Consider the following 15,514-nt stretch of genomic DNA (forward strand, 5'->3'; position numbering starts at 1 on the left):
GTACCACTGAATGATGAAAATGAGGTAATGTAAGAGATGATATGGTTTTAGAAATCAGTAAAACAACGGTAATTACAAGCTTCGAAAAAACTCGCGAGTAAAGTGATTGGATTCGAGGGCAAACTACCAACTTTCACTAGTATATGTCACCAATTATTAAGAAATCTTCCAAATTGACGAGTGATTGCCCAAGGTCAACAGTAAAACAATCAAACTAACGAGTTAACGTCCTGTTACACGATAATTCATCATGTAAAAAAGCTTTTAAAATTTTTTTCAAGATTTCATAATGTGAAATTTAACAAATTTTTTTATTTTTTACATTTAATATAATGATCTCATAATAAAAGCGTAGGAGGTGAAAGGATGAATGGGCACGAGTTGAGAAATGGTTTGGATGAACTCCCATTCGGAGACCCGATAGTGAGCTGCTTTGTGGGAAATTCCAAAAGGGCATGACTGTAAATCCATTTACTTCGGCTTCCCTGGACCGCCGCTTGCTTTAGTATTCATTCATAAAGAAGCAAAAGCCTGCACTAGCATTAAAAATAAATCTTTTACCATCAATAATTTGTCAGATGAACAAGAATCCCCATTGCATGGAAATCTGCAGGAAGCCCGCTTAAGATTGATGGGGGGAATGAAGGATTTCACCATAAATAAATGGTAATGCTGCCTGGCCGGAATGCAAACATGGAGAGAGTATGACGCTGGTGATCATGTACTGTTCAAAGGTGAAATACAGGAGATATTCTTTGATCATTTGGAAGCGCTTACTTTTTTATCGAGTGAAAATGGAAGCTACAAATCAATTTGTAAGTTAGGGGAGAATTTATGGGGATTAAAACCGGCGCAGACTATATTAATAGAATTAAATCCAGAAAGCCAGAAGTCTGGCTTGGTGGAAGAGTAATTGAAGATATTCATAATGAGCCAATTTTTAAACAGCCGATACAAGAAATTGCAAAGCTTTATGACATTCAACATGATCCGGAATATCAAGATGATATCACCCATATTTGCAATGAAACCGGAGAACGTGTTAACAATGCTTTTTTATTCCCGAAGACAGCGGAGGATTTGCAGAAAAGAAGTAAATTATTTGAAGTGTACGCCAGGATGACATATGGACTAATGGGGAGAACGCCGGACTTTTTAAATGTCGTGATCACTTCCATGGCACATAATTCCTGGTTTCTTGATCAATACAACAAAGACTGGTCTAAGAACATCCATGATTATTATACCTATATTCGTGACAACGACCTTTTCTTGACGCATGCAATCATTAATCCTCAAAATGATCGAAGCAAGCAATCTCATGAACAAAAGGAAATATATACCCACTTAGGGACAGTTGAGGAAAAAGAAGAAGGAATACTGGTCCGCGGTGCAAAAATGTTAGCCACACTTGCACCCATTACAGATGAAGTGATTATCTATTCTTTCCCAGGCTTCCTACCTGGGGATGAACGTCATGCGGTGGCCTTTGCACTGCCGATTGATACACCTGGACTTCGTATAATTTGCCGGGAACCAATGCAGGACGGAACACGCTCGATATTTGATCATCCTCTGGCCTCCCGCTATGAGGAAATGGACGCTCTGCTAGTATTCAATGATGTCTTGGTTCCTTGGGATCGTGTCTTCTTATACAACAATGTGGAGGCTGCAAACCGCTTGTATCCAATGACGGGAATCGCCGAACAGCCTGCTCACCAATCTGGGGTGCGTGGATATATTAAATTGGCGTTTGCCGTTGAAGTCGCTTGTAAAGTGGCAGACTCCATCGGGGTTGATGGATTCCTGCATGTTCAGCGTGATTTGGGTGAACTTGTGCAATCTGTCGAAGTCATCCGTTCACTGCTCCGGGTAGCCGAATATGAGTATGCGATTAATGAATACGGTGAGGCTCGCCCAAATCCGGATGCATTGGAAACGATTCGTGGTTTCCTTCCTGAGATGTATCCCCGTGCCATCGAGATTATCCAGACCATCGGAGCTGGCGGCCTGTTGATGTCTCCGACTGAGGCCGACTTTAATAATCCAAAATTGCGAGTAGATATCGATAAATATTATGGAGGGCGAAGCGGAGTTACAGCGGAAGAGCGCGTTCGGGTGTTTAAACTCGCGTGGGATTTATGCGGCGAAGCATTTGGGCAGCGACTCCTCCAATACGAACGTTATTACACGGGTGACCCAGTTCGTAAAAGAGCCATTTATTATAATAAATATAAGAAAAACAAAAACAAAAACGTTAGCATGGTCGATGAGGTTCTTAACAATCCGAAGCATGTCGCCATCGATGTGGTTAACCAATAATACTAATAGTTGAATAGTGAGGGGGGGCCATCATGATTTCGTCCGTCGAGAAGCTGATAAAGATACTTGATTTATTCACGAATGAAGAACCTGCACTTGGGAATAAGGAAATAGCAGAAAAATTGAATATGAGTCCAAGTTCATCTCATCATCTAGTGAAAACGATGTGCAAGGACGGGATGTTGATCCAAGGCAAAGACCGAAAATACCGGCTAGGATGGAAGTTACTTGAGTGGAGCAGTAAAGTTATGTATCAGCAGGATATTCATCTTGAAGCTGGCCCGATTATCAGTAATCTTGTCCTGCAATTTAGAGGTAATTCTCACATCGGTATGTTTCACGAAGGCGAAGTCAGGTTTGTGATGAAAATGTCGTCCCCTCATGCCGAGCATATGGCCACATATATAGGAGCAAGAAAACCAGCTCATTGTACGAGCAGCGGCAAAGTATTACTTGCCTTTAACCCATCCTTTATTCAGCCTACGTTTGCGAAAGGGCTATTGAAGCACTCAACTAATACGATCACTTGCATTAACCAATTGAATGAAGAGTTGAAGGACATCCGCAAACGGGGATATGCAATCAGTGATGATGAAAATGACAATGGAATGTATGGGGTTGCAGCGCCGATCAAATCATATAATGGCCAAGTTATTGCTGCACTTAACCTTGTAGGTGAGCGGAATTATATGATTGGAAAAGAAAAAACGAGAATTATTCAGTCGGTGATCCGTTCGGCACAAATGATTTCAAAACAGGTTGGTTATATGTCGTTAATGTAAATTTTCAAAATATTAAGAAAAATAAGGAGGTAATTTATTTATGAAGGAAGTAGCTCAATCTTTAAAACTACAGGCTAGGTCATTGAACCTATTGAAAGTTATGGAGGACAATAAGCATTTATTGAAGCCGCCAGTCAATAACAAAGTGCTTTGGGAAGATTCCGAATTCATTGTCATGCTTCTGGGTGGACCGAATTATCGGCGTGATTTTCATGTGGATCCTTCTGACGAGCTATTTTACCAGATAAAAGGTTCCTGCTATGTTGAATGCATCAATCGAAACGGTGAGCGTGAGGTAGTGGAGGTAAAAGAAGGGGAACTGTTCATGCTGCCATCTGATGTACCGCACTCCCCTCACCGTGTATCGAATACTTACGGCATTGTTGTAGAACGGAAGCGTGCAAAAGGTGAGCTTGAAGACTTTGTTTGGTTCTGCGGGAATTGTAACCATGAGATGCACAAAGTCACGGTCCAATTGACGAATATTGAGGTCCAGGTGAAAGAAGCGATCGAGGCCTTCAATGGTAGTAAAGAACTGCGCACCTGTAACGAATGCGGTCATATTATGTCAGAAAACGTCGAGGCTTGGAAATGCGAATAGATTTCCATACACATATTCTCCCGTTGGATCTGCCGGACTTATCTGGTAAATTTGGTCAGGACCGCTGGCCAGTCCTGGAACTGAAATGTTCTTGCGGCGCGGATATCATGGTTAGCGGAAAGCTGTTCAGGAAAGTGACTGACCAGGTATGGGACGCTGAAAAACGCATTCAGGATATGAATGCGGAAGGCGTCGATATGCAGGTGCTCTCACCGGTGCCAGTGACATTTTCATACTGGGCGCCAATTGATCAAGCCCTATACATGTCCAGCTTCCAGAATGATTTCATTGCTGAGACTGTCAACAGGCATCCTGACAAATTCATCGGACTTGGTACAGTACCGCTTCAGGATTTGAAAGTAGCAATTAAGGAAATGGAACGCTGTAAATTCGAACTTGGTCTGGCAGGAATCGAGATAGGAACGAATGTAAATGGAGAAAACCTGGATTCACCTGTTTTATTGGAATTCTTCCAAATGGCCGAAAAATGGAATGTCCCTCTGTTTATACATCCGTGGGAGACAATGGCAAAGGACCGGACGGAACGGCATAACCTCATGTATACAGTGGCCATGCCGAGTGAAACGGCATTGGCGGCAGCTAGCATTGCCTGGAGTGGCGTCATGGAAAAGTTCCCGGATCTGAAAATCTGTTTTGCACATGGCGGCGGCTCATTTCCATATATTTTACCGCGGATCGATCAGGGGTGGGCAGTATGGCCTGAATTAAGAAAAACTTCCATGCCACCAAGTTATTATGCACAAAAGTTTTATTTCGATTCCTTGAACTATGATACCCGGAATATTGAATATCTGATTGATAGATTTGGATATCAGAAAGTGCTGATGGGATCCGACTATCCATTTTTATTGAGAGAAAAGCCTCCAGGTCAAGTGATTGACGACACTCTAAATCTTTCAGATGAAGTGAAAGCGAAACTATTGGGGGGAAATGCATTAAGGTTTTTAAATTTGGAATTGTGAGGGGAGAATCATGGAAAAGCAGATTAAAGCACCGGAGCAAGTGCTTGAAGAACTTGGAATCATGCTCGAGCCGCCAAGGGAAGCGGTTGGTAACTATGTCAGCCACGTCCGTGTTGGAAATTTGATTTTCACATCCGGACAAGGTGTGGATGAATATCATGGAAAGCTTGGCAAAGATCTGACGGAAGATGAAGGGTACCAGGCAGCGAGGCAGTCGATGGTAAATCTTCTGCGGGTGCTTAAGGCTGAGCTTGGTGATCTGACAAGAGTGAAGAAGGTCATCAAAATTCTCGGAATGGTGAATTCCACAGAAAATTTCACAGGCCAGCCCAAAGTATTGAATGGTGCATCAGATCTGCTTGTGGCCGTATTCGGAGAGAGGGGTAGACATGCTCGGTCAGCAGTGGGAATGGCCCAACTTCCGAATAATACGGCAATTGAAATTGAAATGATCGTGGAAATACAAGATTGAGGCACTTGTCTAAGCCAATACCTCAATAAAGGGAGAGGGATGTTTCATGCAAGCAGCAAAAGATAGTAGATATACAGCTAAATCTATAGATTGCCGGCACTTTATTAACGGGGAATTCCTGAATCCAAATCAATCCAAGACTTTTGATAATATCAATCCCGCAACCGAAGAAAAACTTGGCTGGGTTGCAGAAGGGGGGAAAGAGGAGGTGAATCTGGCTGTTTCGGCAGCAAGACATGCACTTAAAGGTCCTTGGAAATCTTTTACCGATAGTGAACGCTCTAAGGTTTTAAGGAAAATTGGTGATCTCATTTTGGAAAAGAAGGAAGAACTGACAATTTTGGAAACGCTTGATACAGGGAAACCATATAGTCTTGCAATGGAAATGGACATCAAGCGTTCCGCTCACAATTTTCACTTTTTCGCAGACTATATCACCACACTTGGCAATGAATCCTTCAATCAAAACAACATGGCCCTTCATTATTCCATTAGGCGGCCTGTAGGGGTGGTAGGGATGATTAATCCTTGGAATTTACCTTTGCTATTGTTGACCTGGAAATTGGCACCATGCCTGGCAGCTGGCAATACAGCGGTTTTGAAACCAGCAGAACTGACACCGATGACAGCGACAAAGTTAATGGAAATATGCAAGGAAGCGGGAGTTCCGGATGGAGTTGTCAATCTTGTGCATGGATTTGGTGTCAATTCTGCCGGAGCTGCTCTGAGTGAACATCCGGACGTCGATGCGATAACTTTCACAGGGGAAACTAAAACGGGAACGGCGATTATGAAAGCTGCCGCGCCTACGTTGAAAAAAATTTCTTTTGAACTGGGCGGGAAAAATCCGAATATTGTGTTTGCAGACTCAGATCTTGATGAAGTAATCGAAACGACATTGAAATCAAGCTTCATGAACCAAGGTGAAGTTTGTTTATGTGGATCGCGTATCTATGTTCAGCAAGGTTTGTATGACGAATTCCTTGAAAAGATGGTCTTACGAACAAAAAAATTAAAAGTTGGCGATCCGTTTGATTCCGAAACGGAGGTAGGAGCTGTAATAGGAGAAGAACATTTTCAAAAAGTGATGAGTTACATTGATTTGGCGAAAGAAGAAGGCGCAAGAATAGTAACGGGTGGAAGAAGAGCTGGACAATATGAAAAAGGGTTTTTCATTGAACCGACTATCATTGCCGGGGTTACGCGTGAATCCCGTTGTGTAAGGGAAGAAATTTTTGGCCCTGTAGTAACGGTCATGCCTTTCGAAACGGAAGAAGAAGTACTAGATCATGCCAATGACACTCATTACGGTCTGGGGGCAACGATTTGGACCAATGATTTAAGGAGAGCACATCGTGTCGCTTCTAAAATAGAAGCGGGCATTATCTGGGTGAATACATGGTATTTGCGTGATTTGCGTACACCTTTTGGTGGTATGAAGCACAGTGGCATCGGCCGTGAAGGCGGATCGCATAGCTTCGAATTTTACAGTGAATTGTCTAACGTCACGATTAAATTATAGGGATGGGGGAAAGCATCATGAACGCTAGTTTAACGGAATGGTCTGCCAGGTTTTTGAAAGCGGAAAAAACAAGAATCGGAATAGCGGCCCCCACCAGTGAAATTGCAGATTTGGACGTGGAGGACGCCTACCAAATTCAGCTTGAAACCATTCGAAGGAAAATCCAATCCGGTCTAGAGGTATCAGGAAAGAAAATAGGCTTGACCTCAAAGGCTATGCAGGAAGTTCTGGGGGTCAATGAACCAGATTACGGACATTTACTGGATGGAATGAGGGTGGAGAATGGTGGCTGCATATCCAGTTCACGATTGATTCAACCGAAAGTGGAGGCAGAAGTAGCTTTCATTTTAAAGAAAGATCTACATGGTCCCGATATTACGGTTGATGATGTAATCGAAGCCACGGATTATGTGGTTGCCGCAATCGAAGTGGTTGATAGCCGGGTGATGGATTGGAAGATTAAACTTCCGGACACTGTCGCGGATAATGCCTCATCCGGCTTATATATTTTGGGAGACCGCAAAATCCAATTACGTGAAATCGAACTCCCTTCCGTCCAAATGAGTTTATATAAAAATGGTGATTTCATGAACGAAGGAACAGGTGAGGCGGTATTGGGAAACCCAGCGACTTGCGTGGCCTGGTTAGCAAACAAACTGCATGCGTTTAATGGTACATTGAATGCGGGCGAAGTCATACTATCAGGTGCACTATCCGCCGCAATCGAAGCGAAACCGGGTGACCATTTTTCTGCTGACTTTGGAGAAAAACTTGGAATAGTCACGATTAATTTTGAGTGAAAGGAGCTCAAGTGCCATGAAAAAGCTAAAAGTAGGCATTATCGGATCAGGGAATATCGGAACGGACTTAATGATGAAAATCCACCGGTCGGATGTTCTTGAAATGTCGGTAATGATTGGTATTGATAAGGAATCAAAGGGTTTATCGAGGGCTAGAGCGCACGGACATCATATCATTGCAAATGGCCTGGATGGATTTTTAGATAAGCCGGAGCTTGCAGACATTTTGTTTGATGCCACATCCGCGAAGGCTCACGTGATGATTCACTATGAAGCCCTGAAAAAGTTGAACAAGAGGGTCATAGACTTGACTCCGGCCGCAATCGCACCCTTTGTTGTTCCTTCTGTCAATTTGCAGAACAATATGGAAGAAATGGAAGTTAATATGATTACTTGTGGCGGTCAGGCGACAATCCCAATTGTTCATGCGATCAGTCAAGTGGCCCAAGTCGAATATGCTGAAATAATCGCGACCATTTCCAGCAAGAGTGCCGGTCCCGGAACTCGGGATAATATCGATGAGTTTACCCAAACGACGGCAAGGGCACTGGAGCAGGTCGGTGGAGCGAAAAAGGGAAAGGCTATCATTCTGCTAAATCCTGCCGAGCCGCCACTCATTATGAGGGATACGATTCACTGTCTCCTTCAATCTGATCCTTTTGATGTGAAAGCGATAATGACCTCCATTCATAAGATGGTCGAAAAGGTTTCTGAATATGTTCCTGGATATAGTCTGAAGGCAGAGCCGATCATTGACGGTAAACAAATAACCGTATTTCTGGAAGTGAGGGGGTTAGGAGATTATCTGCCCGTTTATGCAGGTAATTTGGATATAATGACGGCTTCAGCTGTAAAAGTAGGGGAAGAAATGGCGAAAAATATTTTCAATGGTTATGTATGAAAACGAAAATGGAAGTGGTAAAGGAGGAGTTCGTTTGGAAAGAGATGTAGTAGTAACGGAAGTGGCTTTGCGGGATGGGAGCCATGTAGTGGCACATCAGTTTACGATCGAGCAAGTAAAGAATCTGACTGGGAAACTCAGTGCTGCGGGTGTCCCTTACATTGAAGTGTCACACGGAGATGGCCTAGGCGGATCATCCTTGCAATACGGCTTTTCAAAAGTGAATGATATCGAATTAGTTGAGGCGGCTGTTGAGGTAGCTGGCGAATCCGCTATTTCCGTCCTTTTAATTCCGGGTATAGGAACAATTGATCAATTAAGAGAAGCAGCTGATGTAGGCGCCAAAATGGCGCGCGTTGCAACACACGTAACCGAAGCCGATGTCTCAAAGCAGCATCTGGAGGCTGCGAAACATCTCGGTATGGAAGCAATTGGATTTTTAATGATGTCTCACATGGCATCCCCCGAAAAACTTGTTGAACAAGCCCTTTTAATGGAATCCTATGGAGCGGATGCTGTGTATGTGGTTGATTCCGCAGGGGCTTTTTTGCCCCAAGAAGTGAAGACGCGAATCAATTTATTAAAAACAAATTTGAATATCGATATCGGTTTTCATGCTCACAATAACTTATCACTCGCTGTGGCAAATTCACTTGTAGCCATTGAAGAGGGGGCGAATCGAATTGATGGCAGCATCCGCTGTCTCGGTGCAGGAGCCGGGAATGCCCAGACGGAGGTGCTTGTTGCCGTTCTGGATAGGCTGGGCATCCGTACGGATATCGACTTATATAAAATGCTTGATCTTTCGGAGGAAGTGGGAAATACAATCATGCAAAAGCCCCAGGAAATAACAGATTCGAGTTTAATAATGGGATATAGTGGCGTGTACTCCAGCTTTTTATTGCATGCGAATAAAGCGGCGAAAAAATATGGAGTCGACGCAAGGGATATTTTAATGGAGCTTGGTCGGCAAAAAGTGGTTGGTGGACAGGAAGATACGATCATTGAAGTGGCAAAGCAAATGGCGTTACAGAAAGAAGGGACTTTAAGATGAAACTTGTTCAACTAGCAAAACATGTAGCAGAATCGCAAAGAAATGGCTATGAGATGGATAAACTTACATTATCCAATCCAGAACTCACAGTAAATCAAGCCTATGAAATTCAGAAGTTGAGCATTAATGAAACGCTCACCGGTGATAACAAATTCATCGGGTGGAAGATGGGCTTGACTAGCAAAGTCAAGCAACAGCAAGTAGGGGTAGAGGAAGCGATCTATGGTAGGCTGACATCTGCCATGGAATTAACTCAACCAGTATTAAAAGTTGGGGAATTCATTCATCCAAGAGTGGAACCCGAATTTGCTTTCATGTTCAAAAACGAGCTGAAAGGTGCAAATATAACGGCGAAAGACGTATGGCCGGCCGTAGAATGTGTATTTCTAGCATTGGAAGTCATTGACAGTCGTTATAAAAATTTTTCTTTTACACTTACAGATGTAGTGGCGGATAACGCATCCTCAGCCAAAATCCTGCTTAGCAATCAAGCTTTTTCTCCATATCACACGGACTGGGCACTAGCAGAAGTTATGCTCTTTCAAAATGGTGAAATGCAAAAGAAGGGGCTTGGTGAGGCTGTACTCGATCACCCGATTCATTCAATCGTGGAACTTGTAAAGATGATAAGCCGGGAAGGACTTTCCATTCAAGCTGGTATGATCGTTTTGGTAGGCGGTATTACAGATGCCATTTCCATACAGGCAAACGATGAAATTATAGCAGATTACGGTAAGCTTGGGAAACTGATATTGCATGTCATAGCGTGAAAGAGGTGGGAATCAATTGCGTGAAGTCAATGCATCGGAAGAGGTCGCCAATAGTAAATTTGGACCCTTTACATTTAATGAATTTTATGTGGTGTTTGTTCGCCATAAAAAATGCTTTAGTTTAACAAGACACCATAAAATGATCAAACTTTTAGAAAACAATATGTACATTAAATACATGTAAATGATGTGAGAACCATTTAAATTTCAATAGTTCTCACATCTAATCAAGATAATTGGGAATTAATAGTGCTAATGGGTCTAGCCCTTAATGATCCTTGATATCACAACGTAAAGAGAACCTTCATAATCACCTTGTCTTTTTGTTCTATTAATATCCCAATTTCTGTTCCTCCAGGGCTGTCCCCCCATCGTCCACATACCCTTGTTACGTGACTTGATCTCCTCCGGAATATGGATTTTGGGGTTCCATTCTAGGGATTCATTTCTTAATAGTTTCCAAGCATCCGAGGAGTCTGGTACTCATACACAGTATTCTCACTCGATGAATCAGGAAACATCACTCTCCCAAGTTATCACCCAGAAGTTACGGTGGAAGATGACTCGATTGCTTCAGGAGAAAAATTACCAACCAAATCAACTAGAAGATAGAATGAGGCTTTCTTCGCTCCCCACATATTTCGAAAGAGTCGCAAACCAGGAATAAAAGATCAGGTCTTAGTGAGTGTTTCGTACTTTCCTGAGATCAAAAAATCAGAAAATGGAGAATTGTGTTACAATATATGTGCTTGAAAGCTTTTTTTAAAGGCGACTTTTTATTTTTTTGCTTTGATTAAACGTTTAATCAAAAAAGGAGGAGAGGAAACGTGCACAAAAAGAAAGGTTGGTTAAAAGTTGTCTTGCGAATTACGATGATTTTAGTTCTTAGTTTATCACCCTTGCTAACTTGGACAGGTACTTCCCCAAGTTATGCAGAAGGCGCATTATTGTCAGAAATACCTGACGATCATGTGCGTGTTCATTACAAACGCTTAGACGGGAATTATGAGGGGTGGGGCTTGCACTTGTGGAATCAGGATCCTAGCAGCCCGGCAATTGAATCGGACAGCGATTTCAGTTCTCCAGTCCTATTTGATGAAACATCCGAGTGGGGGAGATATGTGGACATCCCTGTCATCGATATTAAAAATGGGCTGAATTTTATCGTACACAAAGGAGACCAGAAAGATACGTCAAACGACCGGAGTTTTCCTGCCACAGGGGAACGAGAATTCTGGATTGTCCAAGGAGATACAAATGTATACTTAGATGAACCATATGTAAGTACAAGTGTAAAAATGGCAAAAATCACAAGTGATCGAGAAATAATTGCCAAGCTCAGTCAGGAGGTCGAAGATGCCAAAATCTCGGATTTCACTTTAGTTCGTGCGGATGGAAAAGTGATTCCACTGGTTTCACAACGAGCTGAAGGGCAGGCAGTAACCTTAACAACATCCAAAAAGCTAGACTTAACTCAGACCCATACATTGAAGTACCAAGAAACATCCACTAACGTGAAAGTGGACTGGAAGCTTATTGATAAAAAGTTTGCTTACGATGATGAATTGGGAGCTATCCCCCACCAAGACGGCACAGCCACACTGAAACTCTGGTCACCAATCGTAGCCAATGTGGAAGTCGTTCTTTATGATAAGGATGACCAGTATAAAGTGATTAAAGACGATATCGCTATGGAAAAAGGGAAGAATGGCGTATGGGAGATCACATTAGATCAACGCAATACAGGGATAAAAGATTTAAAAGGTTATTTTTATCAATACAAAATTGAAGCCTACGGTGAAGAAAAACTGGCGCTGGATCCTTATGCAAAATCAATGGCAGCATCCAATAATGAAGACAATGATGAGGTAGGAAAAGCCGCGATTGTTGATCCGTCATCCATTGGACCAAAACTGGATTTTGCTAAAATCAAAGGATTTGAAAAACGGGAAGATGCGATCATTTGGGAAGCACATGTGCGTGATTTCACTTCAGACCCAAGCATAGAAGGCGAATTAGACTCCCAATTTGGTACCTTCAATGCCTTTGTTGAGAAATTAGATTACTTGAAAGAGCTTGGGGTTACACATATACAGTTGCTTCCAGTGATGAAATATTATTTCGGTGATGAACTGGACAGCAGTACCCGAGAGATGGAGTATTCAGCCCAGGACAACAATTACAACTGGGGCTATGACCCACATTCGTATTTTGCTCTATCCGGAATGTATTCAGAACGTCCGCAAGATCCTGAAGAGCGGATCGCTGAATTTAAGCACCTAATAAAAGAAATCCATAAGCGTAAAATGGGTGTAATTTTGGATGTTGTCTATAATCACACAGCCAAAGTAAGTATCCTTGAAGACCTAGTTCCAGGTTATTACCACTTTATGGATGAAGAAGGGGACGTGAAGGTCGGTTATGGCGGTGGAAAAGTGGGAACCACCCATGACATGTCGCGCAAGTTGATGATCGACTCCATCAAATACTGGGTAGATGAGTTCAAGGTGGATGGCTTTCGTTTCGACTTGATGGGCGACCTCGATGCCAAAAGTGTGCAGATGGCTTACGAGGAAGCGAAAGCGCTGAACCCGGATATATTAATGTTAGGGGAAGGCTGGCGCACCTTTGTCGGTGATGGCAGTTCAGGTGAAAGCGTTACTCCAGCAGATCAGGATTGGATGGACGAAACCAATGGAGCTGCTGTCTTTTCTGATGAAATCCGTAATGAATTGAAATCAGGATACGGTAGTGAAGGTGAGCCTCGTTTTATTACAGGCGGTGCAAGAGACGTCCAAACCATTTTCAATAATATCAAAGGACAGCCTGGAAATGTGTCAGAAGATGACCCTGGTGATGTCGTGCAGTACATTGCTGCTCATGATAATCTCACATTACATGATGTGATCGCCCAGTCAATTCAAAAAGATCCAGCCAAGCACGAGGAAGAAATCCAAAAGCGTATTAGAATCGGGAATTCCATGGTATTAACAAGTCAAGGTATCTCCTTCCTTCACGCAGGTCAAGAATATGGAATTACCAAACAGTGGAAAGATAAAGAGAAGCCAGAGGCGAAGTACACATACATGACTGATGAAAATGGAAAACCGTTTGAAAACCCTTATTTCATTCACGATTCCTACGATTCTACGGATGTAATCAACCAATTCGATTGGGAGGCTGTAACAAATGATACGATTCATAAGGAAACAATGGAATATACAAAAGGGTTAATTGAGCTGAGAAAATCGACCAATGCGTTCCGATTGGGTTCTCGCTCTCTCGTGGATTCTAATGTAACGATGATTGCCGCACCTGAGATTGAAGAGACCGATCTGGTCCTGGCCTATAAAAGTATTTCCACAGGAAAAAAAGGAAAAGATACCTATTATGTGTTCATCAACGCCGATGAGAAACAGAGATCGCTTACACTAGATGTAGATTTAAGAAAAGGTAAGGTACTTGTCGATGATGATGAAGCGGGCCGGAAGCAAGTCAAGAAAGTATCGGGCTTGACGGTGAATAAAAACCAAATCACCATCGATCCTTTAACAACGGTCGTGATTAAGCAGAAATAAGTGAAATGAACCCAAAAAGTTAGAATAGTTAGGCAACCATGAGGGCATGAAACCGGAAATCTTCCGGACTCATGCCTTTTTATTTCACTTTAATTCACTGATGATTGTAATAATGTATGTAATTTTCCAGTTTTTCTTTGGAATGCTCCATAAAATTCTGTAAATAAAGTAATTCAGATTTTAATAAGCCGAAGAAGTTTTCCATCACAGTGATGTCGAGACAATTTCCCTTCCGAGACATACATTGTGTAATCCCGTATGTCTTCAAGGTATGTGAATTTGATTTCATCTGGTAATGCCAGACTTGATCCGAATGAAGGATGCGTGAATCTTCCAATTCCAATCGCATAAGGACCTGGTCTACCATCTGGGAGACTAAAGGTTAAATTGGACTTGATTGGATATTGCAGGCGATGATTTCTCCAATTAAATCCAGAGAATACACCAATGGATTTAGCTATCCTTTTAACCCTCTCTGTACCTTGAAAATATCTTTGTACAGCTTGTATTTAATGTTGTGGTGTGAATTTGGCCATAAAGAAACTGCACCTCCAATAGATAGACGTTTTTTTCTAACAATTGGGGTGCAGATCAGATACCTGCCTGCGTTTTTTTGAAAATTATGGTACGATTTGTTTATTAATAAGTCGGAGGGGTGGAAGATGCTTCAGGAAAATATCAACATTAAATTCATCGCGGAGAAGGCGAATGTTTCCATCGCTACCGTATCAAACGTGATCAATTCCAAGGGCAGGGTATCAGTGGAAACAGCCCTTCGTGTGAAAGAGGTCATCGACAGTTATCAATATAGCGGGAACCTGGCTGCCAAAAATCTTCGGACAAGGAAGTCCTACCTATTTGGAGTGGTCGTTTCTCTTTTACAGCCGGAAGGTAGGATTAAGAATAACCTGTTTTATTGGGAGTTGGTCTCAGGGATTGAATCAAAGGCAAGGGAAAAATCATTTGATATTGTCCTTAAGGGAATCGAATCCCCCGAAGAACTGACAACCTTTATAACTCAAAGGAACCTGGATGGACTGATTCTTGTAGGTGCGAAATCGGATTCGCCAGTTGTAGCAAAAGTGAAAGAGCTGGATCTTCCGATTGTGTTTTTGGACAGCTACTTGGATGAGTCGGCTCCTTTTCAAGTAGGGATTGATGACGCATTCGGCGGACGCGTCGCAACCGAGCATTTGTTATCACTTGGTCATCAGCGCATAGCCCTCATCACTGGGGACTTGGAGCCGGACTCTGTGAACGGACGGCGGTTTCGTGGATACCGATCTGCGCTTCAGGAAAATCGCAGCTTTGACCAAAATCTCATATTCGAATCAGACACGTCCGCTCAAGGCGGTTTTGAAGCGACTGAAAAGATAATAACAGAAACAAATGCCACTGCCATCCTTTCTTTTTCAGACGTGTCCGCCTTAGGGGTGTACAAATGCCTGAACGAAAAAGGTTGTAAAATTCCTGACGATTATTCTGTAGTAGGGTTTGATGGATCTTACTTTTCTACTTTTATGACGCCGACTTTAGCAACAGTCAAACAGGATGTAGGGGAAAAAGGTGAAAAAGCCGTAGATTTACTCTTTTTACAAATAGAAGATGCAAATCGTCTCAAACAACAATCGCGAATTTCGCTACCTGTTACATTTATGGTAGGGAGTAGCACAGCTCCTCCTAGATCAACACGCCGCTGATCTGTTGGAGGGGCCCTATCTTATCCGCT

Annotated in this window: 12 protein-coding genes; all 12 read left to right on the top strand. The window is 42.6% G+C overall.

The features are described from left to right. Positions 1-834: 834 nt before the first annotated feature. The 12 genes from MHI53_RS10905 (at position 835) to MHI53_RS10960 (ending at position 15,485) form a co-directional block, all read left to right on the top strand. Positions 835-2,322, top strand: coding sequence for a 4-hydroxyphenylacetate 3-hydroxylase N-terminal domain-containing protein (locus MHI53_RS10905; protein ID WP_340373474.1), 1,488 nt, complete (start codon positions 835-837; stop codon positions 2,320-2,322). A gap of 32 nt (positions 2,323-2,354) precedes the next feature. After that, the gene (locus tag MHI53_RS10910; RefSeq protein ID WP_061141556.1) at positions 2,355-3,104 is read left to right on the top strand and encodes an IclR family transcriptional regulator; all 750 of its coding nucleotides are present in this window, start codon (positions 2,355-2,357) and stop codon (positions 3,102-3,104) included. A 40-nt stretch (positions 3,105-3,144) separates the two neighbouring features. Further along, on the top strand, positions 3,145-3,705 hold the full coding sequence (locus MHI53_RS10915; RefSeq protein WP_061141555.1) for a 3-hydroxyanthranilate 3,4-dioxygenase: 561 nt from the start codon (positions 3,145-3,147) through the stop codon (positions 3,703-3,705). After that, positions 3,690-4,688 (top strand): amidohydrolase family protein, encoded by a 999-nt coding sequence (locus MHI53_RS10920; RefSeq protein ID WP_185113045.1) that lies wholly within the window; start codon positions 3,690-3,692, stop codon positions 4,686-4,688. Before MHI53_RS10915 ends, MHI53_RS10920 begins: the two co-directional genes overlap by 16 nt. A gap of 10 nt (positions 4,689-4,698) precedes the next feature. Then, positions 4,699-5,160 (top strand): RidA family protein, encoded by a 462-nt coding sequence (locus MHI53_RS10925; RefSeq protein WP_340373475.1) that lies wholly within the window; start codon positions 4,699-4,701, stop codon positions 5,158-5,160. A 46-nt stretch (positions 5,161-5,206) separates the two neighbouring features. Then, complete coding sequence (locus MHI53_RS10930; RefSeq protein WP_340373476.1) at positions 5,207-6,682, top strand: aldehyde dehydrogenase; 1,476 nt, start codon at positions 5,207-5,209, stop codon at positions 6,680-6,682. Between the two features lie 17 nt (positions 6,683-6,699). Continuing rightward, entirely contained in the window at positions 6,700-7,482 is a 783-nt protein-coding gene (locus tag MHI53_RS10935) for a 2-keto-4-pentenoate hydratase (protein ID WP_061141551.1), read from the top strand. Between the two features lie 16 nt (positions 7,483-7,498). Beyond that, positions 7,499-8,383: an acetaldehyde dehydrogenase (acetylating) gene (locus MHI53_RS10940; RefSeq protein WP_340373477.1), complete on the top strand. Its 885-nt coding sequence runs from the start codon at positions 7,499-7,501 to the stop codon at positions 8,381-8,383. After that, positions 8,376-9,437, top strand: coding sequence for a 4-hydroxy-2-oxovalerate aldolase (gene dmpG / locus MHI53_RS10945; RefSeq protein ID WP_061141549.1), 1,062 nt, complete (start codon positions 8,376-8,378; stop codon positions 9,435-9,437). Before MHI53_RS10940 ends, dmpG begins: the two co-directional genes overlap by 8 nt. Continuing rightward, on the top strand, positions 9,434-10,207 hold the full coding sequence (locus tag MHI53_RS10950) for a 4-oxalocrotonate decarboxylase (RefSeq protein ID WP_340373478.1): 774 nt from the start codon (positions 9,434-9,436) through the stop codon (positions 10,205-10,207). Before dmpG ends, MHI53_RS10950 begins: the two co-directional genes overlap by 4 nt. Positions 10,208-11,034: 827 nt before the next feature. After that, a complete protein-coding gene (locus tag MHI53_RS10955; RefSeq protein WP_340373479.1) occupies positions 11,035-13,785 on the top strand; it encodes a pullulanase in 2,751 nt (916 codons plus the stop codon). Positions 13,786-14,447: 662 nt separating this feature from the next. Continuing rightward, positions 14,448-15,485, top strand: coding sequence for a LacI family DNA-binding transcriptional regulator (locus MHI53_RS10960; RefSeq protein WP_340373480.1), 1,038 nt, complete (start codon positions 14,448-14,450; stop codon positions 15,483-15,485). Positions 15,486-15,514: the final 29 nt, after the last annotated feature.

It is taken from the genome of Peribacillus sp. FSL E2-0218 (assembly GCF_037992945.1).
Classification (GTDB): Bacteria; Bacillota; Bacilli; order Bacillales; family DSM-1321; genus Peribacillus; species Peribacillus simplex_B.